The sequence below is a fragment of the Pseudomonas sp. KH_046_2 genome, from assembly GCF_057838985.1.
In genome coordinates, this window is the sequence record NZ_CM174480.1 from 91,526 (window position 1) to 115,642 (window position 24,117).

Below are 24,117 nucleotides of genomic sequence, written 5' to 3' on the forward strand. Positions count from 1 at the left end.
TTTTTGGGGGATTTGACTGATGCTCAATGGCCTGTGGCTTGGCTTCTTCATCGTGGCAGCCGTATCGGCGCTGGCGCAGTGGCTGATTGGCGGCAACGCCGGGATATTCGCGGCGATGGTAGAAAGCATTTTTGCCATGGCCAAGCTGTCGGTCGAAGTCATGGTGCTGCTGTTTGGCACCCTCACTCTCTGGCTGGGTTTTTTGCGCATTGCCGAGAAGGCCGGGATCGTCGAATGGCTGGCCAAGGCCCTGGGGCCGCTGTTCTTGCGCCTGATGCCTGAAGTCCCGCCGGGTCATCCGGCCATCGGCCTGATCACCCTGAACTTTGCTGCCAATGGCCTGGGTCTGGACAACGCCGCCACACCGATCGGCCTCAAGGCCATGAAGGCCCTGCAGGAACTCAACCCCAGCGACACCATCGCCAGTAACGCGCAGATCCTGTTCCTGGTGCTCAACGCCTCCTCCCTGACTCTGCTGCCGGTGACGATCTTCATGTATCGCGCCCAGCAAGGTGCGCCGGACCCGACGCTGGTGTTCCTGCCGATCCTGCTGGCGACCAGTTGTTCGACCATTGTCGGCTTCCTGTCGGTAGCGTTCATGCAGCGCCTGCGCATCTGGGACCCCGTGGTGCTGGCCTACCTGATCCCCGGCGCCCTCGTCCTCGGTGGTTTCATGGCGTTGCTGGCGACCCTTTCGGCGACTGCGCTGGCCGGCTTGTCATCGATCCTCGGCAACCTGACGCTGTTTGGTTTGATCATGCTGTTCTTAGTGATCGGCGCGCTGCGCAAAGTGAAGGTCTACGAGGCCTTCGTTGAAGGTGCCAAAGAGGGTTTCGACGTCGCCAAGAACCTGCTGCCCTACCTGGTGGCGATGCTCTGCGCGGTGGGTGTTCTGCGGGCATCCGGGGCACTGGACTTCGGTCTGGACGGGATCCGTCATCTGGTGGAGTGGGCTGGTTGGGACACGCGTTTCGTTGACGCCCTGCCCACGGCAATGGTCAAACCCTTTTCCGGTAGCGCCGCCCGGGCGATGTTGATTGAAACCATGAAGACCTCGGGCGTGGACAGCTTCCCCGCGCTGGTGGCGGCAACGATCCAGGGCAGTACCGAAACGACCTTCTATGTCCTGGCGGTGTACTTCGGCGCCGTGGGCATCCAGCGTGCACGCCATGCCGTCGGTTGTGCATTGTTGGCCGAGCTTGCCGGGGTGCTGGGTGCGATCGGGGTTTGCTACTGGTTCTTTGGTTGATCTGCTCCGTCAGCCAAAGCCTTCAGCGCGGCCTTGCGCTCGTCCGTCGGCAAGGCGCCAAGCTTTTCCACGGCGGCGTAAAATTTAAGCCAGTCGCCATTCTCCTGATGAAACAGCGCGGCAAAAGCCGGCACCCATTGGTCATACAAGCCAAACGGCAATAGCCGGGCGTTGTTCATGGGGGCATAGATCCAGGCGTCGTAGCGTTTGTCGGCGGCCCACTGACTGTCGCGCAATTGCCGGTATTCGCTGCGCAAGCGCTCGAACTCGGCCGCCTTGCGCTGGCGCATTTGTTCGGTTGGCAGCGGCAAGGTGTAGAGCTGTTCCAGTTGGGTGCGGGTCTTGAGCACCAACCCGGTGAACTGTTCGCGCTGACGTGCCTGCGCATTGTTGTCCGGTGGCAGTTGGCGGTAGGCGCGCCATTGGCGAGTACCTTCCTGCTCGACGAAGGTGGCGAAGGATTCGTTGAACTCCGTGTCGTCCTTCACATAGATACGCTGATGGGCCAGCTCGTGAAAGATCAACGTCGCCAGTCGCTCATCCCCCCAGCCCATCATCGAACTGATGATCGGGTCGTTGAACCAGCCGAGTGTCGAATAGGCCTCGACGCCGCCAATCGACACGTCCATGCCTTGCAAGCGTTGCAAAGCTGCTGCGCCGCGGGCTGCGCTCTGGCTGTAGTAACCGCGATAGGCCACGCAACCGGCAATGGGGAAGCAGTGGTTTACGGGCTTGAGGGAAAATTCCGGCGTGGCGAAGACATTCCAGACGACGAAGGGACGCCCAATGTCCGCGTACAAGCGGTAACTCTGGTTATCCGGCAGGTGCAATTGCTGGCTGGCGAAGGTTCGGGCCTTTTGCGATTGCTCAAGGTGTGTGCGCAGTTTTTGATCGCGCTCCGGGTCGGCAATCACGCTGGAAACCGGCTCCCTGGCCCGCAGCAACTGCAGTTGGCCGCTGGCCAGTTGGCTGTAATAGCTGGCGCTGGTGCAGCCGTTGAGCAACAAAAACAACAGGCTCGGAAACAAAACGCGAAAAACGCGATCAAGTAACCCAAGGCTAGGAAGCGGCCTGATCACAATAATTCTTCCTTGGAGAGTCTTCCCGCAAGACTATCCCGCCAGACTGGAGCTCCGCTATGCGCACGTTGATAATGACAGCAAGCCTGTTGTTGCTGGCCGGCTGTGCCGGTTTCGGATTACCCCGCCATGATCCTGCGCAAGCCTGGATCGACCTGGACTCGAAGCAAGAAGATACGGCGTTGCAGGCGCTGGAGGTCGATGACAGGATCACCGACGATAAACGCTATTTCCAGGTTCATCCCGGTAGCCATGAGTTGACGGTCCGCTACCAATTCGCGGTCCAGCCCACCAATATCGGCCCAGACGCCGAGCCGTTGTGGCGCGATTGCCAGTTGAACGTGAAATTCAGCGACTTCAATGCGGGTGAGCGTTATCAGCTACAGGCGGGGAACATCGGCTTTCGGCCTTGGGCGAAACTCTACGATCAACAGCACAAGGTGATTGGTCACGGCACGCCGGCAGGCTGTCAACACACCTGATCGGCGTTATGCTGGATGTATATCCCTTGGGACATCCATCATGCGCAGGTTGATGCTGTTACTCGCCATCGCTGTTGTCGCGGGCTGTCAAAGCCCGATGCCGACACCCAATCCAAAAATGGCCTGGGTCGAGTTCTCGACGCCCTTCCCTAACGACAAGTTATTGATGGCCGAACGACTGGATAAACAACGCCTGCGCGACGGGCGTTTTTTTGAGGTCACGCCGGGCAGCCATGAACTGATCGTGCGTTTCGACTTTGAAGTACCCGGTGGCGGATTGGGCATGATGGGCGGCCCTTCTGAGCGGCTGTGCTACCTGACCATCAAATACGATCATTTCGAAGCCGGCCAGCGTTATGTGCTCGAAGGCCGCTCCATTGCATTTACCCCCGGCGCCCGGCTGTACAACGCCAAGCGCGAAATCGTTGCTGAAGACCGGGAATCCTACTGCCTGATGTGAGCGGTCAGCGGTCGTTCTTCTGGTAGATGATTTTCCTGGTGCCGTTTTCGCACGAGCCCACGACCATGTTCTGGTCATGGACCTCGTCGTTGGTGACGATTTCAAGTGTGTAGGAAGAGACGCCGCTGGCCTGGATCTTGGCTTCGATCTCGGCCTTGAGTTCTTCGCAGGGTTTCGGTGCCGCAAGGGCCGAAGTGGCCAGTGCGCAACAGATAACCGCCAGGGTAAAACGTTTCATGGTTGAAGCTCCTTTGAGGCAGCACGCACAGTCGTGGGTTTTCGCTGCTGTCGTTTATTCGACCACAGTTTTAACGGGCAAATCTGTCGCGACGCAAAAAAGATCGCAGACTTGAGCACCATCTACCGAATGATTCCGGCAGGTTGCGCAAGGCTGCGATCTTTTGTTTTCAACGAAAATCTAGCCGACCAGTGTGGCCTCCAGGCTGATCTTCGCATTCAGCTCTTTGGACACCGGGCAGCCCTGTCCGATCAATCCGCTTTTTTCGAGGGATTTCTTACCGGGCTATTGAAACTCGGGTATATGCCCTCATTGCATGAACACGCTTTTGGATTCGGCAGGTTTGCGTTCGCAAGAACAAACCTGCGCCCTCAATTGGAGAAGCAGGTTTATGAAACGACTGTCCGATATCAAATTCTCGACCCTCGATCTGGTGCCAGTGCGCGAAAACGGCAGTGCGGCCCAGTCATTGCGCAACTCGCTGGACCTGGCGCAGCACGTCGAGAAGTTCGGTTACAACCGCTTCTGGGTGGCTGAGCACCACAACATGGATGGCATCGCCAGTTCCGCGACTTCGGTGCTGCTCGGGTATCTGGCCGGTGGTACGTCGAGCATTCGAGTCGGTTCGGGCGGGGTGATGTTGCCCAACCACGCACCGTTGGTGATTGCCGAGCAGTTCGGCACCCTGGAAAGCCTTTATCCGGGCCGGATCGATTTGGGCCTGGGGCGTGCCCCCGGCTCCGACCAGATGACCGCACGTGCGCTGCGCCGAGAGCGCTCCGGCAGCGCCGACGACTTCCCGGAAGATGTGGCGGAACTGGTGCGCTACCTCGGTCCACGTACTCCGGAGCAACGCATCATCGCGATGCCGGGAACCGGGACAAATGTGCCGGTCTGGCTGTTGGGGTCGAGCCTGTTCAGCGCACAACTGGCGGGCGAACGCGGTTTACCCTATGCCTTTGCTTCGCATTTCGCACCGCGCTACATGCATGAAGCCATTCGGGTCTACCGCAATCACTTCAAGCCGTCAGCCGTTTTGGACAAGCCCTACGTGATGCTCGGTGTGCCACTGGTAGCAGCCGATACCGACGAGCAGGCCGATTACCTGGCGACCTCGGTGTTCCAGCGAATTCTCGCCCTGATGCGTGGCCAAAGCCTGGTACAGCGTCCGCCGGTGAAGACCATGGATGGCCTGTGGCTGCCCCATGAGAAAGATGCCGTGCATGATTTCCTTGGCCTTGCCATGATCGGCAGCCCGCAGAAAATCCGCGCCAAACTCGAGGTTCTGATCGAACAGACCCAGGCCGACGAGCTGATTTTCACCTGTGATCTGTACGAACATGTCGATCGCGTGCACTCCTACGAGCTGCTGGCGCAGGTCATGCGGGGTTGATGCTCAAACGGCAGGCATAAAAAAGCCGGCGCCATGGCGTCGGCTTTTTCATTCGGGCGAGAATCGGTCTACTTTTTGTAGACGATCACTTTGGCACCCGCTTCGCATTTGCCAACAACTTTCCCGCCGGCAGCAGCACCTTTGTCGACAATCTCCAGCGAATAACCGGAAACGCCCTTGGCATCAAGTTTCGCTGCGATTTCGGCTTTCAGCTCTTCGCATGGCTTGCCGCCCGCCAATGCGCTCCCCGCAAGGCTCAACAAACCTACTGCCAACATAAACTTCTTCATCGGTTGCATTCCCTGGTCGGATCATAGGGGTAACCAGCCGTCAGCCGGACGCACTTATGTAGTGCTTTGCCATTCCCTATGGCATTCGACCGGCGTGCAAGTTCAGAAGACTAGCCCAAAGTCAGCTGCTGGCAATCCGGAACCCGACTTTCAAGGTCACCTGAAAGTGCGCAGCCTTGCCGTCCCTGATGTGTCCACGGGTTTCGGTCACTTCAAACCATTCCATGTACTTGATGCTTTTGCTGGCTTCGGCCAGCGCGTTGTTGATCGCATCTTCGATACTGCTGGTGGACGAGCCGATCAGCTCGACTTTTTTGTAGGTGTGATGGTCAGACATGGCGTTCTCCTCGGCGTGTGAATTACAGACTAGCAGTGATTTTTCCTATTTCTTCTGTTGGCCGTTCCGAGTGTGAAGTTCAGATTTTCTGCACTTTCTCGAACCCGTGAAGTCCCAACCAACACACGCCACTCATCACCAATGCAGGAGAGCCACCATGGCCAACACCTCGTTACGCAAAGCCTCATTGCAAAGCATGGAAGCCGAGATCGAGAGTCTGCTCAAGTCTTTGGAAAGCCTGAAGGACGACGCCTCGGACGAGTCGCGTAGAACCCTCAAGACCCTGAAAAGCAACGCCGAGAATGCCTTGAAGCACTCGCGCCATCTGCTTGCCGATGCCTATGAAGAGGTCAAGGTCAAAACCCGTGAAACCGGGATTGCCACCCGGGACTACGCCCAGGAGCACCCTTGGACAGCAGCTGGTGTCGCAGTGGGCGCATTGGGCCTGCTGGCCGCTTATCTATTGTGCAAGCGTGATTAATCAGCTCGACGCAGTTCGTTCTTGAGCCACTGCGCCAGTTGTCGGGCGCGCCCGTCTGCGGCGCGCTTGGGTAGCCACAACGCCAGTTGCGCCGGGGTTTCACTGAAGCCCCAGGGCGCAACCAGGCGGCCGGCCTTCAAGTCCTCCGTCACCAGGGGTTCGGGGGCAATCGCTACGCCCAGACCCGCGACGGCGGCTTCCAGCAAGTAATACAAATGTTCAAATCCCTGACCGTACTTCAGCGCCCTGGCGTCGAGCCCCCGGGGCTGCGCCCAGTTCGGCCAGGCTTGCGGGCGTGAGGTGGTGTGCAGCAAGGGTTCGTTCAACAGCGCGGTTTCCGGTGCCTGCTTGAGCCGTTCATAGCCGGCGAACCGAGGGCTCATGACCGGGCCGATACGTTCGCTGGTCAGCTCAAAAACCTGCATGTCCGCCGGCCAGGGTGGCTCGGCAAATACCAGCAAGGCATCCAGCCCTGGTCTTCGCGGATCCAGATCGCCTTCTCCGGCCGACAGGTGCAGGCGCAAATCCGGCAGGTCGGCATTGAGTCGCCCCAATCGCGGGATAAACCAGCGCGCCAGCAGGCTTCCCGAGCAACCGAGCACGAATGGCGCATCGGCTGTGCTTTGTGTGAGTTCGGCGCAAACGCTGCGCAGGCGCTCGAAGGCTTCGCTGCTGGCATCACGCAGTCGTAACCCGGCATCTGTGAGTTTCAGGCCGCGACCGTCCTTGATGAACAGGCTTACGCCGAGGTGTTCTTCAAGTACCTTGAGCTGCCGGCTGACCGCGCCGTGGGTGACGTGTAGCTGTTCGGCTGCCTGGCTGACGCTGTTCAAGCGGGCAGTGGCTTCGAAGGCGCGAAGCGCGTTCAGCGGAGGAAGGTCATGGCTCATTGGATCTGTGAGTTTTCCTGACAGGTTGTGGCGATCTTATCGGTTTTCAGGTCGGGGCGTCAGGGGTAGAGTGAAGCCCACTATCTCTTTATGCATCACTTCACGCATTCAACTGGAGCGCCCCATGACCCAGACTAATCTGCGCAACGGCCCTGATGCCAACGGCCTGTTTGGCGCGTTCGGCGGCCGCTACGTTGCCGAAACCCTGATGCCGTTGATCCTCGACCTGGCCCGCGAATATGAGTTGGCCAAGGAAGATCCTGCATTCAAGGAAGAACTGGCCTACTTCCAGCGCGACTACGTCGGACGTCCAAGCCCACTGTACTTCGCCGAGCGTCTGACCGAGTTCTGTGGCGGCGCGAAGATCTACCTCAAGCGTGAAGAGCTGAACCACACCGGCGCGCACAAGATCAACAACTGCATCGGCCAGATCCTGCTGGCGCGGCGCATGGGCAAGAAACGCATCATTGCCGAGACAGGCGCAGGCATGCACGGTGTGGCCACGGCCACAGTCGCTGCGCGTTTCGGTCTGGATTGCGTGATCTACATGGGCACCACTGACATCGAACGTCAGCAGGCCAACGTGTTTCGCATGAAGCTACTGGGTGCCGAAGTGATCCCGGTGGTGGCCGGTACCGGCACGCTGAAAGACGCGATGAACGAAGCCCTGCGTGACTGGGTGACCAACGTCGACAGCACCTTCTACCTGATCGGCACCGTGGCCGGTCCGCACCCTTACCCGGCAATGGTTCGCGACTTCCAGGCGGTGATCGGCAAGGAAACCCGCGAGCAGCTGCAGACCCAGGAAGGCCGCCTGCCGGACAGCCTGGTGGCGTGCATTGGCGGTGGTTCCAACGCCATGGGCCTGTTCCACCCGTTCCTCGACGACAAGAGTGTCGAGATCATCGGCGTTGAAGCCGCCGGCTATGGCATCGAGACCGGCAAGCATGCGGCCAGCCTGAACGGCGGCGTACCCGGTGTGTTGCACGGCAATCGTACTTTCCTGCTGCAGGACGACGATGGCCAGATCATCGATGCCCACTCGATCTCCGCCGGCCTGGACTACCCGGGCATCGGTCCGGAACACGCCTGGTTGCACGACATCGGCCGCGTTCAGTACACCTCGGTGACCGACGACGAAGCCCTCGCTGCGTTCCACCAGTGCTGCCGCCTGGAGGGGATCATTCCTGCCCTGGAAAGCGCCCATGCCCTGGCTGAAGTATTCAAGCGCGCACCGAGCCTGCCGAAGGATCACCTGATGGTGGTCAACCTCTCCGGCCGTGGCGACAAAGACATGCAGACCGTGATGCACCACATGGAACAATCGAAGCAGGAGAAACACTGATGAGCCGCCTGCAAACGCGCTTTGCCGAACTCAAGGAACAGAACCGCGCCGCCCTGGTGACCTTCGTGACCGCTGGCGACCCGGGCTATGACACCTCCCTGGCGATCCTCAAAGGCTTGCCGGCGGCTGGCGCCGACGTGATCGAACTGGGCATGCCCTTCACCGACCCAATGGCTGACGGACCCGCAATCCAGCTCGCCAACATCCGTGCGTTGGGTGCCAAACAGAATCTGGCGAAAACCCTGCAAATGGTTCGCGAGTTCCGCCAGGACAACAACGAAACGCCACTGGTACTGATGGGGTATTTCAACCCGATCCACATGTACGGCGTTCCGCGCTTCATCGCCGAAGCCAAAGAGGCTGGCGTTGATGGTCTGATCGTGGTCGACCTGCCGCCTGAACATAACGGTGAGCTGTGCGACCCGGCGCAGGCAGCGGGTCTGGACTTCATCCGCCTGACCACGCCAACCACCGACGATGTGCGCCTGCCAACCGTTCTAAACGGCAGCTCCGGTTTCGTCTACTACGTCTCGGTGGCCGGTGTGACCGGCGCCGGTGCCGCCACGCTGGAACACGTCGAGGAAGCGGTCGCCCGTCTGCGCCGCCATACCGACCTGCCGATCAGCATCGGTTTCGGTATCCGGACTCCGGAACAGGCGGCGTCCATCGCGCGTCTGGCCGACGGTGTTGTGGTGGGCTCGGCGTTGATCGATCACATCGCCAATGCCACTTCCCCGGAACAAGCCGTGGATGGCGTGCTGAGTCTGTGCTCGGCACTGGCGGACGGCGTGCGTAAAGCCCGCGTCAGCTGAGGGTAAAGCTGCTAAACGCTGTAAACCTTGTGGGAGCGAGCTTGCTCCCACAAGGTTGCGGTATCAAGGCAACTCTATCCCGCCTGATGCCTTGTGCAGTTTGCGCAGGTGCTCACCAATCTGCTTCACGTTGGCCTCGTTGGCGGCCATTTCGGCGGCGCGGCCGGGTTCAAGCAGCGCTCTCACTTCCTTGTCCAGATCGCCGGACAGCGCCAGGAGCTGCTTCTGGCGCTGGCTGCTTTCCGCTTCCAGATGCTGCCATTCGTTCGGTTGTGGCAACCCGTAACCCGCGGTCCCCAGCAACTCTGCCGGGCGGCTGAGGAAGCCGCTGTTGGCGAGAATCTGCTTCAGCGTCTCGTTGGCCTTGTCCATGCCGCCGTTTTTCAGCTCCCGAGCGCCCAGATAGCGTTGCTTCACTTCGTCCTGGGCCAGCAACATCTGTCGACGGAAACTCGCCTGTTCCAGCAGCAGCAATGCTGCGCTAGTACGCAAATCAGCCTGTTCGAACCATTGCCGCCGCTCTGCGGCTTTCAAATCCAGCCACTCTTCGACAGTTTCCTGTTTGATCGGCATCTGCTTTTTCAACACTTCGAACATCGCTTGGTAGCGATCACGGAAGGAGTCGAAGCGATAACCCAGGCGCAGTGCTTCGCGAGGATCATCCAGCACGCTGGTATCGGCCAGACCACGACCCTTGAGCACTTCGAGCATGCCGTTGGGCATGATGTTGTCCAGACCAACCAGTTGCGGGTTGTTAGTGCTGCTACGCAGCAGTTTCAATCCTTCTACTGCACAGTTGTTGGACAGGAAGAAGTAGTTGCCGTCGTAGCTCCAGTGCATTTCGGCGGCGTGCTCCACCACATCTTCGATCTCGCGGCGCGACAGGTTCAGTGGTACTGAGGCCAGGCTGCGCAATTCGGTCTTGGTGTATTCGTCGATTACCTGGGAAAGCGGCAGGACAAACAGGCGCGACGGGTACTTGCCGACCAGCCCGTTCCAGCTCGACATCTGCACATCACCGATAAATGCGCGGTACGACAGCACCAGATGCTGGTCCAGGTCCAGTCGGCAATCCGGCCCGCGAGGCCGGCCCGGTGCGCAAATGACCAGGCGCAACATGCTGTGACCCCAGTAGCTGAACAAGTTCTGGTTAGCCTCGGCCAGCAGGTAGTCGATGGCGTAAACCCGTTCAGGATCGACCTGTCCCAGTGGTGTTTTAGCGAAATCACTGCCTGCATTGAGGAAGGCGACGGTTTTGCCGCAAGCGTTTTTGGCAGTGGGTGCCCAGCCGAAGTGTTCTTTGTAGTAGCGGTACAACGCGGGACGACGGCAGGCATAGCTCGGATCGAGCAGGAAGTACTCCATATTGACCGCGACGAACTCCTTGGGGTTGCTCGTCTCGTAGATGTCCGGGCTGCGCGCGATCTGCCGGTTGTACTGTTCACGCTCGCCACGACGGCCGACGTATTGCGGCCAGCCGGCTAGGTCGAGCAGGCGTGGATCATCGCTGAGGGTAAAGCGGCGGCCGGTCTGGCCGCGGCATTGGTCGGGGATGCCGACCAGCCCTGAGCTGCTGTCTTGTCGGGTACAGCGTTGAATCAGTGTGCGCTCCGCCTTTGGCCACAGGCGCGAACGGTCGTAGATGTGAGTCAGCTCGTGCAACACCGTGGCCAGCATTTCCCGGCGCACGGTGCCATGGGGGCGATGGGTTTTTTTGGTCGCGGCGCTGCCATCGGTGAGGCCGGCCAGCAGGTTGCGGTTCAGGTCGAGTTCGGACACCAGTGTCGCCTGACCGTAGGCATTTCTCGGCATGTCATCGGTCCAGCCGACATCGATGCGCCGGTCCAGTTGCTCGACAAAACGTGGCGGCAGTGCCTGCATGGCTTCATCGAGCAACGCCTGGCTGGCTTGCTGTTGCGCGGGTGTCAGACCTTCGGTCTTGAGCTGTAATTGAAGGCCGGCGTGGGCCGTGTTGCCGAGCAGCAACAGGGCCCCGGCCAGCAGCCAGGCGCCTGGACGCTTCACAGTGCGAGGATGGCTTCGGCGAGATCCTGGTCACTGGCGTCACGAGCTTCCGGCACGCGGGTGCGCAGCAAATCGAAGGCGGATTCCAGGTGAGCGCCACGAATGTCGCCATTGCTGGCAACGAAACTGGCGGCGTCGTCCTGGGCTTCGCGCACGATTTTCGAATCGCGAATGGACGTGGTGGTGTCGGAGGTGAAATCGAGGGTGCGCTGGGTAGCACGGATCAGGATATTACTGGTGGCAACCAGAGTATGTGCCTGGGCCACATCGGCCAACAGCAGCAGGCCTAAGGTGGCAGCAATCAGCGGGTTACGCATGGAATGACTCCAGAAAAAACAGGGATAACTATTGGACGAGAATTGCTTGTGCCAGTTCAAGGTCGCTGGCATGAAGTTTTGCCTGGGTTCGGCGCAGATACCGCAGGGCCGACTCCAGTCGTGCGCCTCTCAGTTGGCCGTCACTGGCAATGAATGCCGCGGCGTCATCTTGGGCCGCGAGCAGCAGTTTATGGTCGAAGGGGGCGGAGGTCACCATGCTTGTGGCATATCCACTGGCCACGATCCCCTGGGTTGACAGGTTAAAGGCGTCGTAAGCGTGGGCTGAGCCTGAAGAGGCGGCAGTAATCATGACGGGAGTGATCAACAGATTTGCAAGAAAACGCATGAGACTCGACAGTTAAAAGTGAGTCCCAAGGCTAGCGCAAGGCCCGTTCTAGAGCCAGCACGGAAATACTGGGGCACGTCGAGCGTGTCCCCGGCCAGAACAGTCGATCAGATCGTCAGGATCGCCTGCGCCAGTTGTGCATCGGTTGCGTTCAACTGGGGTGCCTGATGACGAATATGGTCGAGCGCGCTTTCCAGTTTCACCCCACGGATGGAGCCTTCGCTGGCAACGAAGCTGGCGGCGTCGTCACGCGCTGCGAGCACGATCTTGTCATCTTTGAACGAAGACGTGATGTCGGACGTCGCATCGGAACTGGATTTGAGTGCCCCAACGACTGCGTCGGTGGTCACGATAAAGCTGGTGGCGTGGGAATTTGCAGCCACGGCAAGCAGGGCTGCAGCGCTGAGCAGGCGAAGTCGGGACATGGTGTAACTCCTAGGGTAAGCCGATTGGAAGATGGCGCAGTGTCTGCTGAGTCAGACGCTCGTAGCCCGCCAGGTTCTGGTTGATAGTAGCTGTCTGTGCGTGACGCCGCGACAGTCTGATCGTGTTGATCTGGCGAAGTTTCCAGACTGTATCAAATCTGGCGGGTTAACTGTTCTGGTATATTTTATTTTTGTAAAAACTGTACTGCTTTTTTCTTTCTCCCCTGAAACGACAAAGCCCGTCGTGGTTTCCCACGACGGGCTTTGTTTTTCAATTCGGGTTGCTGGCGGTGGACCTTCAGGTCAGAGCCAGCGACGCTAACTTAGCGCCAGAACGGCTTGCTCAGCTCTTCGTAGCGTTGTGCTTCGCTAATCCCGGCGTCAGCCAGCAGACGCGAATCCAGACGAGCCAGTTGATGGCGGCTGGTGATGCGGCGCTGCCACAGCATCAGGTTGGCAATAACGCGCAGAGGCAGGGAAGCCTGGGTTTTTGCAGCAGTGTCTTCGAAGAACAGTTCGGAACTGAGTGTACGTTCCATGGTTGACATCCTTCCGCTTATGGCGGGATTAGGTAGTGGTTTAACTGGTGCCCATGATCCTCTCGTTTGCCTAGTCTCTGTAGATACAGTTCATCTGTATTGTGAGAGCTCAGTTAACTGTTTATAGGGGGTGTACTGGTCTAAATTGAGGCAACTGTACCTATCTGCACTATTAAGGTGCGAAATTGCTGTTTTGGTTCGAAGAGGTAGGAGTTTTCCCTAGGAAATGACCGGTACAGCAGTACAGTTTTTTTCATATTTCGAAGAGGGAAGAGCAAGCTGACGAAACTGTGTTTGCGCCAGCTGCTATCTGTACCAATTACTTCTTCAGCATTTGCCCGGTTTCTTCCAGGTTGATGTGCCAGCTCAGGGCGTCACGCAGGATGTGCGGGGTGTGCCCGCCGATGGCGCACGCGGCGGTGAAGTAATCATTCAGGGCCTGGCGGTAATCCGGGTGCACGCACTTGTTGATGATGACCCGGGCACGCTCCCGGGGCGCCAGGCCGCGCAAGTCTGCCAGGCCCACTTCGGTCACGAGGATGTCGACGTCATGTTCGGTGTGGTCAACATGGCTGACCATCGGCACCACGCTGGAGATCGCACCGCCCTTGGCGATCGACTTGGTCACGAACACGGACAGGTGCGCGTTGCGCGCGAAGTCGCCCGAGCCACCGATGCCGTTCATCATCCGCGTGCCGCAGACGTGAGTGGAGTTGACGTTGCCGTAGATGTCAAACTCCAGTGCCGTGTTGATGCCGATGATGCCGAGGCGGCGCACGACTTCAGGGTGGTTGGAAATCTCCTGTGGGCGCAGGACCAGTTTGTCCTTGTAGCGCTCCAGATTGCCGAACACGTCGGCATTGCGCCGGCTCGACAGGGTGATCGAACTGCCCGAAGCAAAACTCAGCTTGCCCGCATCGATCAGGTCGAAGGTCGAGTCCTGCAGTACCTCGGAATACATCGTCAGGTCTTCGAACGGCGAGTCGATCAGGCCACACATCACCGAGTTGGCGATGGTGCCGATACCGGCTTGTAGCGGGCCGAGCTTGTTGGTCATGCGCCCGGCCGCCACTTCCTGTTTGAAGAAGTCGATCAGGTGGTCGGCAATGGCCTGGGTCTCGGCGTCCGGCGCAAGCACCGTGGAGGGCGAGTCAGCCTGGTTGGTGACCACGATGGCGACGATTTTTTCCGGTGGAATAGGGATGGCGGTGCTGCCAATACGATCGTCGACCTTGACCAGCGGGATCGGCGTGCGGGTCGGACGATAGGTCGGGATATAGATGTCGTGCAGACCTTCGAGATTCGGGTTGTGCGCCATGTTGATCTCGACGATCACGTGTTTGGCGAAAATCGCGAAGCTGGCCGAGTTGCCGACCGAGGTGGTTGGCACGATATGCCCTTGCTCGGTGATCGCTACAGCTTCAATCACGGCAATGTCCGGCAGCTTCAATTGCTGGTTGCGCAATTGCTCCACGGTTTCCGACAAGTGCTGGTCGATGAACATGACTTCACCGGCATTGATCGCCTTGCGCAGGGTGCTGTCGACCTGAAACGGCATGCGTCGTGACAGCACACCGGCTTCGGTCAACTGCTTGTCGAGGTCGTTGCCCAGGCTTGCGCCGGTCATCAGGCTGATCTTCAGCGGTGTGACCTTGGCGCGTTCGGCCAGCGCCTGGGGGACGGCCTTGGCTTCGCCTGCGCGAGTAAAGCCACTCATGCCGACGGTCATGCCGTCCTCAATCAGAGCGGCAGCGTCGGCAGCGCTCATCACTTTGTCCAACAACGAAGGCAGGCGAATACGGTCACGGTACATGGATTGTTATCTCGGGCAACAGGTAGCAGGACGTGCAGTCTAGTGAATTGCGCCGGCTTCTGTCCCGCTACCAAGGTCGCAATCGAGGCGTCTACTCCTGGCCTTTCAAGCAAAACACCGTTACCGGATCGGTAACAAAAGGATGGTTTGTCCGACGATTTGCGCAAACAAAAACGCCCCGACGAGTCGGGGCGTTCCGTGTGCCGCAGAGGGTTAGTCGACGGCTTTGACCATGTCCTCGATGACCTTTTTAGCGTCGCCGAACACCATCATGGTCTTGTCCAGGTAGAACAGTTCGTTGTCCAGGCCCGCGTAGCCGCTGGCCATCGAGCGCTTGTTGACGATGATGGTCTTGGCCTTGAACGCTTCGAGGATCGGCATGCCGGCAATCGGCGATTTCGGATCGTTCTTCGCGGCCGGGTTGACCACGTCGTTGGCACCCAGCACCAGCACCACGTCGGCCTGGCCGAACTCGGAGTTGATGTCGTCCATCTCGAACACCTGGTCGTAAGGCACTTCGGCCTCGGCCAGCAACACGTTCATGTGGCCGGGCATGCGCCCGGCAACCGGGTGGATCGCGTACTTCACGGTCACGCCACGGTGGGTCAGCTTCTCGGTCAGCTCTTTCAGCGCGTGCTGCGCCCGGGCCACCGCCAGGCCGTAGCCCGGCACGATGATCACGGTGTCGGCGTTGGTCAGCAGGAAGGTCGCGTCGTCAGCCGAACCGGATTTCACCGGGCGGGCCTCTTTCGAACCCGCCGGGCCGGCCGCATCCGCCGTATTGCCGAAGCCACCGAGCAGCACGTTAAAGAAGGAGCGGTTCATCGCCTTGCACATGATGTACGAGAGGATCGCGCCGCTTGAGCCTACCAGCGAACCGGCGATGATCAGCATCGAGTTGTTCAGCGAGAAACCGATGCCCGCCGCTGCCCAGCCGGAGTAGCTGTTGAGCATCGACACGACCACTGGCATGTCCGCGCCACCGATCGGGATGATGATCAGCACACCCATGATGAAGGCCAGGGCCAGCATCAAGGCGAAGGCGCTGAGGTCGCCGGTCAACATGAAGGTGATGCCCAGGCCCAGGGTCGCCAGGCCCAGCAGCAGGTTCAGTTTGTGTTGACCGGTGAACTGTACCGGTGCGCCCTGGAAGAGGCGGAACTTGTACTTGCCCGACAGCTTGCCGAAGGCGATTACCGAACCGGAGAAGGTGATCGCACCAATGGCGGCACCGAGGAACAGTTCCAGTCGGTTACCGGCCGGAATGGCGTCACCCAACTGCGCAACGATACCCAGCGACTGCGGCTCGACCACCGCCGCAATGGCGATGAACACCGCGGCCAGACCGATCATGCTGTGCATGAAGGCGACCAGCTCGGGCATCTTGGTCATTTCAACGCGTTTGGCCATGATCGAACCGGCAGTGCCGCCGATCAGCAGGCCGACGATCACGTAGACGATACCGTCCTGGGCCAGTTCGGCGCCCAGTTTGTAGATAAGGCCGACCGTGGTCAGGATCGCCAGGCCCATGCCGAGCATGCCGAACAGGTTGCCACGACGCGACGTGGTGGGATGCGAGAGGCCCTTGAGCGCCTGGATGAAGCAGACCGAGGCGATCAAATACAGGGAGGTAACCAGGTTCATGCTCATGCTTGCTGCACCTCAGCCTTGACTGCTTCAGCTTTGGCGGCCGGAGCTTTGGCGGCTTTCTTCTTGAACATTTCCAGCATGCGACGGGTGACCAGGAAGCCACCGAACACGTTGACGGCGGCCAGAGCCACGGCCAGGGTGCCCATGGTCTTGCCCAGCGGCGTCACAGTCAGGGCGGCCGCGAGCATGGCGCCGACGATGACGATGGCCGAGATGGCGTTGGTGACGGCCATCAGCGGGGTGTGCAGTGCAGGTGTCACGTTCCAGACCACGTGGTAGCCGACATAGATGGCCAGCACGAAGATGATCAGGTTGTAGATACCGTGAGAGATCAGCATGTCTTCCATTGTTTTTATCCTCAGCCGTTCTTGCGCACGATTTGGCCGTCGCGGCACATCAGGCACGCGGCGACGATATCGTCTTCAAGGTTGATCACCAGTTGTCCTTCTTTATCGAACAACAGTTTCATGAAGTCCAGCAGGTTGCGGGCGTACAGCGCCGAAGCGTCAGCCGCCACGGCGCTGGCCAGGTTGGTCGGGCCAACGATGGTCACGCCATTTTCGACGACCACCTGATCGGCCACGGTCAGCGGGCAGTTGCCGCCCTGGGCGGCCGCGAGGTCGATGACCACCGAGCCTGGCTTCATCTGTGCCACGGTTTCCGCGCTGAGCAGCGTCGGTGCCTTGCGGCCGGGAATCAGTGCGGTGGTGATCACGATGTCAGCCTGCTTGGCGCGTTCGTGCACGGCCGCGGCCTGGCGCTGCATCCAGCTGGCCGGCATCGGACGGGCGTAACCGCCGACACCGACGGCGCATTCACGCTCTTCGTCGGTCTCGTACGGCACGTCGACGAATTTGGCGCCGAGGGATTCGATCTGCTCTTTTACCGCAGGACGCACGTCAGACGCTTCGATCACCGCACCCAGGCGTTTCGCGGTAGCGATTGCCTGCAAACCGGCCACGCCAGCACCGAGGATCAGCACGCGCGCCGCTTTCACGGTGCCCGCCGCGGTCATCAGCATCGGCATGAAACGAGGGTAATAGTGAGCGGCCAGCAACACAGCCTTGTAACCGGCGATGTTGGCTTGCGACGACAGCACATCCAGGCTCTGCGCGCGGGAAGTGCGAGGCGCAGCCTCCAGGGCAAAGGCGGTAATGCCGCACTCGGCCATTTTGGCGATGGTTTCGTTGTTGAACGGATTGAGCATCCCGACCACGACGGTGCCGTTTTTAATCAGCGCCAACTCGCTGTCGCTGGGCGCGACTACCTTCAAGATCAGCTCTGCACCAAACGCATCGTTGGCGCTGCCAATGCTCGCGCCTGCCGCTTCATAGGCACTGTCGACAACGCTGGCATTAATGCCGGCGCCGCTTTGTACAGTGACCTTATGGCCCTGGCCGATCAGCTTCTTGATGGTTTCCGGGGTTGCTGCAACCCGTGTTTCACCGGTCTGGGTTTCGAGAGGAACACCAATGTGCACGTCAAATCTCCTGCGTGATCTTATAGAGTAAACCCATGCACTACGGATGGTGCGGCTGGGGCGGCCGATCAGCACGATCCCACCAAATCAGGGCGGGGCGCGGCATTTTGCAGGCGAACTTTGTGCCCTTCAAGGGATTATGACGGGTGACGGAAAATTAACTACAAGTCACCCCGTGACCGAATGTCGCAACCAGCCGGCTCAATCCCTTGCAGACCGTGCTTTTCAAGGATTCTGGCCGAAATTGAAGAATTTACACATCGGCCGTATGAATGATGCGGCATCGCCTCGAAATAGTGGCGCAAAGCCGCGTCATCAGGCGCTTGTGGGACGTTTGTACGACTTTTCGGTACAGTTTGCTGGTATGCGACAAATACGTATATCTGTAGGGCTTTAATTTTGCTGACTACGGGGTCAAGTAACCTTGGGGAGCCTTTATCCCTCTAGGCTGTAGCTGTGCGCCTGATTTACCAGCCAGTCACGAAATGCCCTTAAGGACGCGGATTCGACCTTTCGCTCAGGAATCATCAGGTAGTAAGCCTTGATGCTGGACAGTGCTTGCGGGTTGGCGATCACCAGGCGTTTCTCTTTCAACTCCCTTTGAATCAGGAACGGCGGAATCAGGGCAATGCCCATGTCGTGCATGGCTGCCTGGGCGAGCATGGAGAATAGCTCGTAGCGGGGGCCTGTCATGTCTCGCGGGACATTCAGGTGCTGGGAGTCGAACCATTGGCGCCAGGCATAGGGACGGGTGGTTTGTTGCAGGAGAGGTAAGTCGGCGATTTCGCCGGGCGTCAGACCGGCCTTGTTTCCGAGCAGGTTGGGGCTGCAAACGGGCATCGGATTTTCACCCATCAGTCTGTGGGATTCTGTACCCGACCAATCCGCGTCACCGAAGTAGATGGCGGCATCAAAATCCGTGTCGGCGAACAGGAACGGTCGCGTGCGGTTGGTCAGGTTGACCGTCACTTCCGGGTGTTTTTGCTGGAAGTCCTTGAGGCGCGGCAACAGCCATTGGGTGCCGAAGGTCGGAACTACGGCCAGTTCGATCACGTTGGTGCCCTGCTGGCCCATCACGGACAACGTGTCGCGCTCAACCGCATCGAGTTGAGTGGCCACTCGACGGCTGTAGGAGAGTCCGGCTTCCGTCAGCTTGACCCCGCGCCGCGAGCGTCGGAACAGTTCCACGCTGAGGAACTCTTCAAGGCTGGCAATCTGTCGGCAAATCGCCCCTTGGGTCAGCGAAAGTTCCTGGGCGGCCTTGGTGAAGCTCTCGTGGCGCGCCGCGGCCTCGAAGCTGATCAGGGCGGTGGTGCTGGGTATCTTTCTGCGCATGTACGTCAACCTCACTAATACATCGCATAAAGGCTCTTTCGCGACGTTTCGGAGTGAGAAATTAGCACAACAGTATGCAAAATCCTCGTTTGCCGTAGCGCCGATCCGGGCCTAGGATCAGTCCACGTTATTTGACCCGATTCGAGAGGACACACTCATGGGCGGTAAAGCTAGCTTCAACTGGATCGATCCCCTGCTGCTGGATCAACAGCTCACTGAAGAAGAGCGCATGATTCGCGACACGGCTGCGCAATTCGCTCAGCAAAGCCTTGCGCCGCGCATCCTCGAAGCTTTCCGTCATGAGAAGACCGATCCGGCGATCTTCCGCGAAATGGGCGAAATCGGCCTGTTGGGTGCAACCATCCCCGAGCAGTACGGTGGCAGCGGCCTGAACTATGTCAGCTATGGCCTGATCGCCCGTGAAGTCGAGCGCATCGACTCCGGTTATCGCTCGATGATGAGCGTGCAGTCCTCGTTGGTGATGGTGCCAATCAATGAATTCGGTACCGAAGCGCAGAAGCAGAAGTACCTGCCGAAACTGGCGTCGGGCGAATGGATCGGCTGCTTCGGCCTGACCGAGCCAAACCACGGCTCAGACCCGGGCGCGATGATCAGTCGTGCGCGCAAAGTGGAAGGCGGCTACAGCCTCACCGGCAGCAAGATGTGGATCACCAACAGCCCGATCGCCGATGTGTTCGTGGTCTGGGCCAAGGACGATGCCGGCGACATCCGCGGTTTCGTTCTGGAGAAAGGCTGGAAAGGCCTGAGCGCTCCGGCGATTCACGGCAAGGTGGGCCTGCGGGCTTCGATCACCGGTGAAATCGTGATGGACAACGTGTTCGTGCCGGAAGAGAACATTTTCCCGGATGTCCGTGGTCTGAAAGGTCCTTTCACGTGCCTCAACTCGGCACGTTACGGCATCTCCTGGGGTGCGCTGGGTGCAGCCGAGTTCTGCTGGCACACCGCTCGCCAGTACACCCTGGATCGTCAACAGTTCGGTCGCCCGCTGGCCGCCACTCAGTTGATCCAGAAGAAGCTGGCCGACATGCAGACTGAAATCACCATGGCGCTGCAAGGCTGCCTGCGTCTGGGTCGTATGAAGGACGAAGGGACCGCTGCAGTCGAAATTACCTCGATGATGAAGCGCAACTCTTGCGGCAAGTCCCTGGATATCGCCCGCATGGCTCGCGATATGTTGGGCGGCAACGGCATCTCCGATGAGTTCGGTGTCGCGCGCCACCTGGTCAACCTGGAAGTGGTGAACACCTATGAAGGTACTCATGACGTCCATGCGCTGATCCTCGGTCGTGCGCAAACCGGCATCCAGGCGTTCTATTAAGGAGAACGTCCATGGGCGCGCTATCGCATCTACGGGTACTGGATTTATCGCGGGTGCTGGCCGGGCCTTGGGCCGGGCAGATCCTGGCCGACCTTGGCGCTGAAGTGATCAAGGTCGAGCGTCCGGGTAACGGCGATGACACGCGCGCCTGGGGGCCGCCGTTCCTTAAAGACGCGTATGGCGAGAATACCAGCGAGGCCGCCTATTACTTGTCGGCCAATCGCAACAAGCAATCGGTCACCATCGACTTCACTCGCCCTGAAGGGCAGAAGCTGGTGCGTGAACTGGCGGCCAAGTCGGACATCCTGATAGAGAACTTCAAGGTCGGTGGTCTGGCGGCTTATGGCCTGGACTATGAATCGCTGAAGGCGATCAATCCGGATCTGATCTATTGCTCGATCACCGGGTTCGGCCAGACCGGTCCTTACGCCAAGCGTGCGGGTTATGACTTCATGATCCAGGGGCTGGGCGGCCTCATGAGTCTGACGGGGCGACCTGAAGGCGAAGAAGGTGCGGGGCCGGTGAAGGTTGGCGTGGCGCTGACGGACATCCTGACCGGGCTGTATTCGACTGTCGCGATCCTGGCTGCGCTTGCGCATCGGGACCACGACGGCGGTGGTCAGCATATCGATATGGCGCTGCTGGACGTGCAGGTGGCTTGTCTGGCCAACCAGGCAATGAACTACCTGACGACAGGCAATGCGCCTAAACGCCTGGGTAATGCTCACCCGAACATCGTGCCTTATCAGGATTTTCCTACGGCGGATGGCGATTTCATCCTTACCGTCGGGAACGATGGACAGTTCCGCAAGTTCGCGGAGGTGGCCGGGCAGCCGCAGTGGGCGGACGATCCGCGTTTTGCCACCAACAAGCTGCGGGTGGCAAACAGGGCAGTACTGATTCCGCTGATCCGCCAGGCGACGGTGTTCAAGACGACCGCTGAATGGGTGGCGCAGCTGGAACAGGCTGGCGTGCCATGCGGGCCTATCAATGACGTGGCGCAGATGTTTGCCGATCCTCAGGTCAAGGCGCGTGGGTTGGCTATCGAACTGCCGCATGCGCTGGCCGGGATGGTGCCTCAGGTGGCGAGCCCGATCCGACTGTCGGAGACGCCGGTGGAGTACCGTTTTGCACCTCCTCTGCTGGGTGAGCACACGCTGGAAGTTTTGCAGCGGGTGTTGGGCCTGGATGCCGGGACGGTGTCCGCATTCAAGGCTTCGGGCGTTCTCTGATAGGTCTCTTCTATATAGAGGGTGTTTCGGCTCCTCTATATAGGCTCCCTTTGGGGGTGTTTTGCTGCTTTCTGCAGCTTGTTGATAGAAAACCTAAATCAATGCTTGACGGCAGATTTCAGGTGTCTATAATTCGCCCCACTTCCGGCGCAGTCGAAACTGAAAACTCCTTGGCAAACAAAGAGTTACGCGGTTTTCGGCAGCAAGTTGCTTCAGGTCATCGAAGCCGAAAGGGAGTTGAAAAAGAGGTGTTGACAGCAGCGTGTAACGCTGTAGAATTCGCCTCCCGCTGATGAGAGATCTGAAGCGCAAGTGGTTGAAGTTGTTAAGGATTTCCAAGTGAAACTTTGAAAACTTCTGAAAATAAGCACTTGACAGCAAATGAGGCTGCTGTAGAATGCGCGCCTCGGTTGAGATGAAAGATCTTAACCAACCGCTCTTTAACAACTGAATCAAGCAATTCGTGTGGGTGCTTGTGGAGTCAGACTGCTAGTCAACAGATTATCAGCATCGCAAGTTACTCCGCGAGAAATCAAAGATGTAACCAACGATTGCTGAGCCAAGTTTAGGGTTTTCTCAAAACCCAAAGATGTTTGAACTGAAGAGTTTGATCATGGCTCAGATTGAACGCTGGCGGCAGGCCTAACACATGCAAGTCGAGCGGATGACAGGAGCTTGCTCCTGAATTCAGCGGCGGACGGGTGAGTAATGCCTAGGAATCTGCCTGGTAGTGGGGGACAACGTTTCGAAAGGAACGCTAATACCGCATACGTCCTACGGGAGAAAGCAGGGGACCTTCGGGCCTTGCGCTATCAGATGAGCCTAGGTCGGATTAGCTAGTTGGTGAGGTAATGGCTCACCAAGGCGACGATCCGTAACTGGTCTGAGAGGATGATCAGTCACACTGGAACTGAGACACGGTCCAGACTCCTACGGGAGGCAGCAGTGGGGAATATTGGACAATGGGCGAAAGCCTGATCCAGCCATGCCGCGTGTGTGAAGAAGGTCTTCGGATTGTAAAGCACTTTAAGTTGGGAGGAAGGGCATTAACCTAATACGTTAGTGTTTTGACGTTACCGACAGAATAAGCACCGGCTAACTCTGTGCCAGCAGCCGCGGTAATACAGAGGGTGCAAGCGTTAATCGGAATTACTGGGCGTAAAGCGCGCGTAGGTGGTTTGTTAAGTTGGATGTGAAAGCCCCGGGCTCAACCTGGGAACTGCATTCAAAACTGACAAGCTAGAGTATGGTAGAGGGTGGTGGAATTTCCTGTGTAGCGGTGAAATGCGTAGATATAGGAAGGAACACCAGTGGCGAAGGCGACCACCTGGACTGATACTGACACTGAGGTGCGAAAGCGTGGGGAGCAAACAGGATTAGATACCCTGGTAGTCCACGCCGTAAACGATGTCAACTAGCCGTTGGGAGCCTTGAGCTCTTAGTGGCGCAGCTAACGCATTAAGTTGACCGCCTGGGGAGTACGGCCGCAAGGTTAAAACTCAAATGAATTGACGGGGGCCCGCACAAGCGGTGGAGCATGTGGTTTAATTCGAAGCAACGCGAAGAACCTTACCAGGCCTTGACATCCAATGAACTTTCCAGAGATGGATTGGTGCCTTCGGGAACATTGAGACAGGTGCTGCATGGCTGTCGTCAGCTCGTGTCGTGAGATGTTGGGTTAAGTCCCGTAACGAGCGCAACCCTTGTCCTTAGTTACCAGCACGTTATGGTGGGCACTCTAAGGAGACTGCCGGTGACAAACCGGAGGAAGGTGGGGATGACGTCAAGTCATCATGGCCCTTACGGCCTGGGCTACACACGTGCTACAATGGTCGGTACAGAGGGTTGCCAAGCCGCGAGGTGGAGCTAATCCCACAAAACCGATCGTAGTCCGGATCGCAGTCTGCAACTCGACTGCGTGAAGTCGGAATCGCTAGTAATCGCGAATCAGAATGTCGCGGTGAATACGTTCCCGGGCCTTGTACACACCGCCCGTCACACCATGGGAGTGGGTTGCACCAGAAGTAGCTAGTCTAACCTTCGGGAGGACGGTTACCACGGTGTGATTCATGACTGGGGTGAAGTCGTAACAAGGTAGCCGTAGGGGAACCTGCGGCTGGATCACCTCCTTAATCGACGACTCAGCTGCTCCATAAGTTCCCACACGAATTGCTTGATTCATTGAAGAAGACGATATAGAAGCAGCCCGAAATTGGGTCTGTAGCTCAGTTGGTTAGAGCGCACCCCTGATAAGGGTGAGGTCGGCAGTTCGAATCTGCCCAGACCCACCAATTTTGTGTGGGAAACGCCTGTAGAAATACGGGGCCATAGCTCAGCTGGGAGAGCGCCTGCCTTGCACGCAGGAGGTCAACGGTTCGATCCCGTTTGGCTCCACCACTACTGCTTCTGATTGTATAAAGCTTAGAAATGAGCATTCCATCGGTTCGATGGTGAATGTTGATTTCTAGTCTTTGACTAGTTCGTTCTTTAAAAATTTGGGTATGTGATAGAAAGATAGACTGAACGTTACTTTCACTGGTAACGGATCAGGCTAAGGTAA

General features: G+C 58.5%; 24 protein-coding genes, 2 tRNA genes and 1 rRNA gene. 12 read left to right on the forward strand and 15 right to left on the reverse strand.

Annotated elements, in window-relative coordinates; all coding sequences use genetic code 11:
• Window positions 1–19: 19 nt before the first annotated feature.
• Complete coding sequence (locus AC3IX1_RS00440) at window positions 20–1,249, forward strand: nucleoside recognition domain-containing protein (RefSeq protein WP_489386707.1); 1,230 nt, start codon at window positions 20–22, stop codon at window positions 1,247–1,249.
• On the opposite strand, the gene AC3IX1_RS00445 is transcribed toward AC3IX1_RS00440, so the two are convergent.
• Window positions 1,231–2,328: an aminopeptidase gene (locus AC3IX1_RS00445; protein WP_489386708.1), complete on the reverse strand. Its 1,098-nt coding sequence runs from the start codon at window positions 2,326–2,328 to the stop codon at window positions 1,231–1,233. The two genes, AC3IX1_RS00440 and AC3IX1_RS00445, sit on opposite strands and share 19 nt — an antisense overlap.
• A 59-nt stretch (window positions 2,329–2,387) precedes the next feature.
• On the opposite strand from AC3IX1_RS00445, the gene AC3IX1_RS00450 reads away from it, so the two are divergent.
• Window positions 2,388–2,810 (forward strand): PA0061/PA0062 family lipoprotein, encoded by a 423-nt coding sequence (locus AC3IX1_RS00450; protein WP_489386709.1) that lies wholly within the window; start codon window positions 2,388–2,390, stop codon window positions 2,808–2,810.
• A 40-nt stretch (window positions 2,811–2,850) separates the two neighbouring features.
• Window positions 2,851–3,270, forward strand: coding sequence for a PA0061/PA0062 family lipoprotein (locus AC3IX1_RS00455; RefSeq protein WP_489317829.1), 420 nt, complete (start codon window positions 2,851–2,853; stop codon window positions 3,268–3,270).
• Window positions 3,271–3,274: 4 nt separating this feature from the next.
• Here the strand turns inward: AC3IX1_RS00455 and AC3IX1_RS00460 are convergent, their stop codons facing one another.
• On the reverse strand, window positions 3,275–3,508 hold the full coding sequence (locus AC3IX1_RS00460; RefSeq protein WP_489386710.1) for a DUF1161 domain-containing protein: 234 nt from the start codon (window positions 3,506–3,508) through the stop codon (window positions 3,275–3,277).
• A gap of 391 nt (window positions 3,509–3,899) precedes the next feature.
• Between AC3IX1_RS00460 and AC3IX1_RS00465 the strand changes: the two genes are divergently transcribed.
• A complete protein-coding gene (locus AC3IX1_RS00465) occupies window positions 3,900–4,901 on the forward strand; it encodes an LLM class flavin-dependent oxidoreductase (protein ID WP_489386711.1) in 1,002 nt (333 codons plus the stop codon).
• A gap of 68 nt (window positions 4,902–4,969) precedes the next feature.
• On the opposite strand, the gene AC3IX1_RS00470 is transcribed toward AC3IX1_RS00465, so the two are convergent.
• Both AC3IX1_RS00470 and AC3IX1_RS00475 read right to left on the reverse strand, forming a co-directional pair.
• Window positions 4,970–5,191, reverse strand: coding sequence for a DUF1161 domain-containing protein (locus tag AC3IX1_RS00470; protein WP_008045869.1), 222 nt, complete (start codon window positions 5,189–5,191; stop codon window positions 4,970–4,972).
• A 121-nt stretch (window positions 5,192–5,312) separates the two neighbouring features.
• Window positions 5,313–5,528, reverse strand: a complete 216-nt coding sequence (locus AC3IX1_RS00475) for a dodecin (RefSeq protein ID WP_008045871.1) — start codon at window positions 5,526–5,528, stop codon at window positions 5,313–5,315.
• A 157-nt stretch (window positions 5,529–5,685) separates the two neighbouring features.
• Between AC3IX1_RS00475 and AC3IX1_RS00480 the strand changes: the two genes are divergently transcribed.
• Window positions 5,686–6,009, forward strand: a complete 324-nt coding sequence (locus tag AC3IX1_RS00480) for an ElaB/YgaM/YqjD family protein (protein ID WP_489386712.1) — start codon at window positions 5,686–5,688, stop codon at window positions 6,007–6,009.
• Here AC3IX1_RS00480 and AC3IX1_RS00485 read toward each other — a convergent pair.
• Window positions 6,006–6,899: a LysR family transcriptional regulator gene (locus AC3IX1_RS00485; RefSeq protein WP_223455024.1), complete on the reverse strand. Its 894-nt coding sequence runs from the start codon at window positions 6,897–6,899 to the stop codon at window positions 6,006–6,008. The genes AC3IX1_RS00480 and AC3IX1_RS00485 overlap by 4 nt on opposite strands.
• A 124-nt stretch (window positions 6,900–7,023) precedes the next feature.
• Between AC3IX1_RS00485 and trpB the strand changes: the two genes are divergently transcribed.
• Both trpB and trpA read left to right on the forward strand, forming a co-directional pair.
• Entirely contained in the window at window positions 7,024–8,244 is a 1,221-nt protein-coding gene (gene trpB, locus AC3IX1_RS00490; protein WP_489386713.1) for a tryptophan synthase subunit beta, read from the forward strand.
• Window positions 8,244–9,056, forward strand: a complete 813-nt coding sequence (gene trpA / locus AC3IX1_RS00495) for a tryptophan synthase subunit alpha (RefSeq protein WP_090452353.1) — start codon at window positions 8,244–8,246, stop codon at window positions 9,054–9,056. The genes trpB and trpA overlap by 1 nt, the downstream gene beginning before the upstream one ends.
• 63 nt (window positions 9,057–9,119) lie before the next feature.
• Here trpA and AC3IX1_RS00500 read toward each other — a convergent pair whose 3' ends face one another.
• The 10 genes from AC3IX1_RS00500 to AC3IX1_RS00545 form a co-directional block, all read right to left on the reverse strand.
• Window positions 9,120–11,081 carry a DUF7844 domain-containing protein gene (locus tag AC3IX1_RS00500; RefSeq protein ID WP_489386714.1) on the reverse strand — a complete coding sequence of 654 codons (1,962 nt, stop codon included), beginning with the start codon at window positions 11,079–11,081 and terminating at the stop codon, window positions 9,120–9,122.
• Window positions 11,078–11,398: a DUF2388 domain-containing protein gene (locus AC3IX1_RS00505; RefSeq protein WP_057712574.1), complete on the reverse strand. Its 321-nt coding sequence runs from the start codon at window positions 11,396–11,398 to the stop codon at window positions 11,078–11,080. Before AC3IX1_RS00505 ends, AC3IX1_RS00500 begins: the two co-directional genes overlap by 4 nt.
• A 28-nt stretch (window positions 11,399–11,426) precedes the next feature.
• Window positions 11,427–11,744 carry a DUF2388 domain-containing protein gene (locus tag AC3IX1_RS00510; RefSeq protein WP_489386715.1) on the reverse strand — a complete coding sequence of 106 codons (318 nt, stop codon included), beginning with the start codon at window positions 11,742–11,744 and terminating at the stop codon, window positions 11,427–11,429.
• Window positions 11,745–11,851: 107 nt separating this feature from the next.
• The gene (locus AC3IX1_RS00515) at window positions 11,852–12,169 is read right to left on the reverse strand and encodes a DUF2388 domain-containing protein (protein WP_095942951.1); all 318 of its coding nucleotides are present in this window, start codon (window positions 12,167–12,169) and stop codon (window positions 11,852–11,854) included.
• A 323-nt stretch (window positions 12,170–12,492) separates the two neighbouring features.
• The gene (locus AC3IX1_RS00520; RefSeq protein ID WP_008018491.1) at window positions 12,493–12,708 is read right to left on the reverse strand and encodes a DUF1127 domain-containing protein; all 216 of its coding nucleotides are present in this window, start codon (window positions 12,706–12,708) and stop codon (window positions 12,493–12,495) included.
• 319 nt (window positions 12,709–13,027) lie between these two features.
• Window positions 13,028–14,521, reverse strand: coding sequence for a succinyl-CoA:acetate CoA-transferase ScpC (gene scpC, locus AC3IX1_RS00525; RefSeq protein ID WP_489386716.1), 1,494 nt, complete (start codon window positions 14,519–14,521; stop codon window positions 13,028–13,030).
• 213 nt (window positions 14,522–14,734) lie between these two features.
• Complete coding sequence (locus AC3IX1_RS00530) at window positions 14,735–16,171, reverse strand: NAD(P)(+) transhydrogenase (Re/Si-specific) subunit beta (protein ID WP_489386717.1); 1,437 nt, start codon at window positions 16,169–16,171, stop codon at window positions 14,735–14,737.
• A complete protein-coding gene (locus tag AC3IX1_RS00535) occupies window positions 16,168–16,518 on the reverse strand; it encodes an NAD(P) transhydrogenase subunit alpha part 2 (protein WP_053152987.1) in 351 nt (116 codons plus the stop codon). The genes AC3IX1_RS00530 and AC3IX1_RS00535 overlap by 4 nt, the downstream gene beginning before the upstream one ends.
• Window positions 16,519–16,529: 11 nt before the next feature.
• Complete coding sequence (locus AC3IX1_RS00540; protein WP_489386718.1) at window positions 16,530–17,651, reverse strand: Re/Si-specific NAD(P)(+) transhydrogenase subunit alpha; 1,122 nt, start codon at window positions 17,649–17,651, stop codon at window positions 16,530–16,532.
• Window positions 17,652–18,086: 435 nt separating this feature from the next.
• Entirely contained in the window at window positions 18,087–18,986 is a 900-nt protein-coding gene (locus tag AC3IX1_RS00545) for a LysR family transcriptional regulator (RefSeq protein ID WP_489386719.1), read from the reverse strand.
• A 157-nt stretch (window positions 18,987–19,143) separates the two neighbouring features.
• Between AC3IX1_RS00545 and AC3IX1_RS00550 the strand changes: the two genes are divergently transcribed.
• The 5 genes from AC3IX1_RS00550 to AC3IX1_RS00570 all read left to right on the forward strand — a co-directional run bounded on the left by AC3IX1_RS00550 (window position 19,144) and on the right by AC3IX1_RS00570 (window position 23,954).
• Complete coding sequence (locus AC3IX1_RS00550; RefSeq protein WP_057397414.1) at window positions 19,144–20,325, forward strand: acyl-CoA dehydrogenase; 1,182 nt, start codon at window positions 19,144–19,146, stop codon at window positions 20,323–20,325.
• Between the two features lie 11 nt (window positions 20,326–20,336).
• Entirely contained in the window at window positions 20,337–21,557 is a 1,221-nt protein-coding gene (locus AC3IX1_RS00555) for a CaiB/BaiF CoA transferase family protein (protein WP_489386720.1), read from the forward strand.
• Window positions 21,558–22,152: 595 nt separating this feature from the next.
• A 16S ribosomal RNA gene (locus AC3IX1_RS00560) occupies window positions 22,153–23,689 on the forward strand.
• An 82-nt stretch (window positions 23,690–23,771) separates the two neighbouring features.
• Window positions 23,772–23,848, forward strand: a tRNA-Ile gene (locus AC3IX1_RS00565).
• Between the two features lie 30 nt (window positions 23,849–23,878).
• Window positions 23,879–23,954, forward strand: a tRNA-Ala gene (locus tag AC3IX1_RS00570).
• The last annotated feature ends 163 nt before the right edge of the window (window positions 23,955–24,117 follow it).

Bases quoted from the DNA above. Each gene is read 5' to 3' on its own strand.
- AC3IX1_RS00460 (WP_489386710.1), bottom strand. From the start codon at position 3,508: ATGAAACGTTTTACCCTGGCGGTTATCTGTTGCGCACTGGCCACTTCG.
- AC3IX1_RS00465 (WP_489386711.1), top strand. From the start codon at position 3,900: ATGAAACGACTGTCCGATATCAAATTCTCGACCCTCGATCTGGTGCCA.
- AC3IX1_RS00520 (WP_008018491.1), bottom strand. From the start codon at position 12,708: ATGGAACGTACACTCAGTTCCGAACTGTTCTTCGAAGACACTGCTGCA.
- scpC (WP_489386716.1), bottom strand. From the start codon at position 14,521: ATGTACCGTGACCGTATTCGCCTGCCTTCGTTGTTGGACAAAGTGATG.
- AC3IX1_RS00555 (WP_489386720.1), top strand. From the start codon at position 20,337: ATGGGCGCGCTATCGCATCTACGGGTACTGGATTTATCGCGGGTGCTG.
- AC3IX1_RS00450 (WP_489386709.1), top strand. From the start codon at position 2,388: ATGCGCACGTTGATAATGACAGCAAGCCTGTTGTTGCTGGCCGGCTGT.
- AC3IX1_RS00470 (WP_008045869.1), bottom strand. From the start codon at position 5,191: ATGAAGAAGTTTATGTTGGCAGTAGGTTTGTTGAGCCTTGCGGGGAGC.
- AC3IX1_RS00530 (WP_489386717.1), bottom strand. From the start codon at position 16,171: ATGAGCATGAACCTGGTTACCTCCCTGTATTTGATCGCCTCGGTCTGC.
- trpB (WP_489386713.1), top strand. From the start codon at position 7,024: ATGACCCAGACTAATCTGCGCAACGGCCCTGATGCCAACGGCCTGTTT.
- AC3IX1_RS00475 (WP_008045871.1), bottom strand. From the start codon at position 5,528: ATGTCTGACCATCACACCTACAAAAAAGTCGAGCTGATCGGCTCGTCC.
- AC3IX1_RS00515 (WP_095942951.1), bottom strand. From the start codon at position 12,169: ATGTCCCGACTTCGCCTGCTCAGCGCTGCAGCCCTGCTTGCCGTGGCT.
- AC3IX1_RS00480 (WP_489386712.1), top strand. From the start codon at position 5,686: ATGGCCAACACCTCGTTACGCAAAGCCTCATTGCAAAGCATGGAAGCC.
- AC3IX1_RS00545 (WP_489386719.1), bottom strand. From the start codon at position 18,986: ATGCGCAGAAAGATACCCAGCACCACCGCCCTGATCAGCTTCGAGGCC.
- AC3IX1_RS00505 (WP_057712574.1), bottom strand. From the start codon at position 11,398: ATGCGTAACCCGCTGATTGCTGCCACCTTAGGCCTGCTGCTGTTGGCC.
- AC3IX1_RS00485 (WP_223455024.1), bottom strand. From the start codon at position 6,899: ATGAGCCATGACCTTCCTCCGCTGAACGCGCTTCGCGCCTTCGAAGCC.
- AC3IX1_RS00440 (WP_489386707.1), top strand. From the start codon at position 20: ATGCTCAATGGCCTGTGGCTTGGCTTCTTCATCGTGGCAGCCGTATCG.
- AC3IX1_RS00535 (WP_053152987.1), bottom strand. From the start codon at position 16,518: ATGGAAGACATGCTGATCTCTCACGGTATCTACAACCTGATCATCTTC.
- trpA (WP_090452353.1), top strand. From the start codon at position 8,244: ATGAGCCGCCTGCAAACGCGCTTTGCCGAACTCAAGGAACAGAACCGC.
- AC3IX1_RS00510 (WP_489386715.1), bottom strand. From the start codon at position 11,744: ATGCGTTTTCTTGCAAATCTGTTGATCACTCCCGTCATGATTACTGCC.
- AC3IX1_RS00455 (WP_489317829.1), top strand. From the start codon at position 2,851: ATGCGCAGGTTGATGCTGTTACTCGCCATCGCTGTTGTCGCGGGCTGT.
- AC3IX1_RS00550 (WP_057397414.1), top strand. From the start codon at position 19,144: ATGGGCGGTAAAGCTAGCTTCAACTGGATCGATCCCCTGCTGCTGGAT.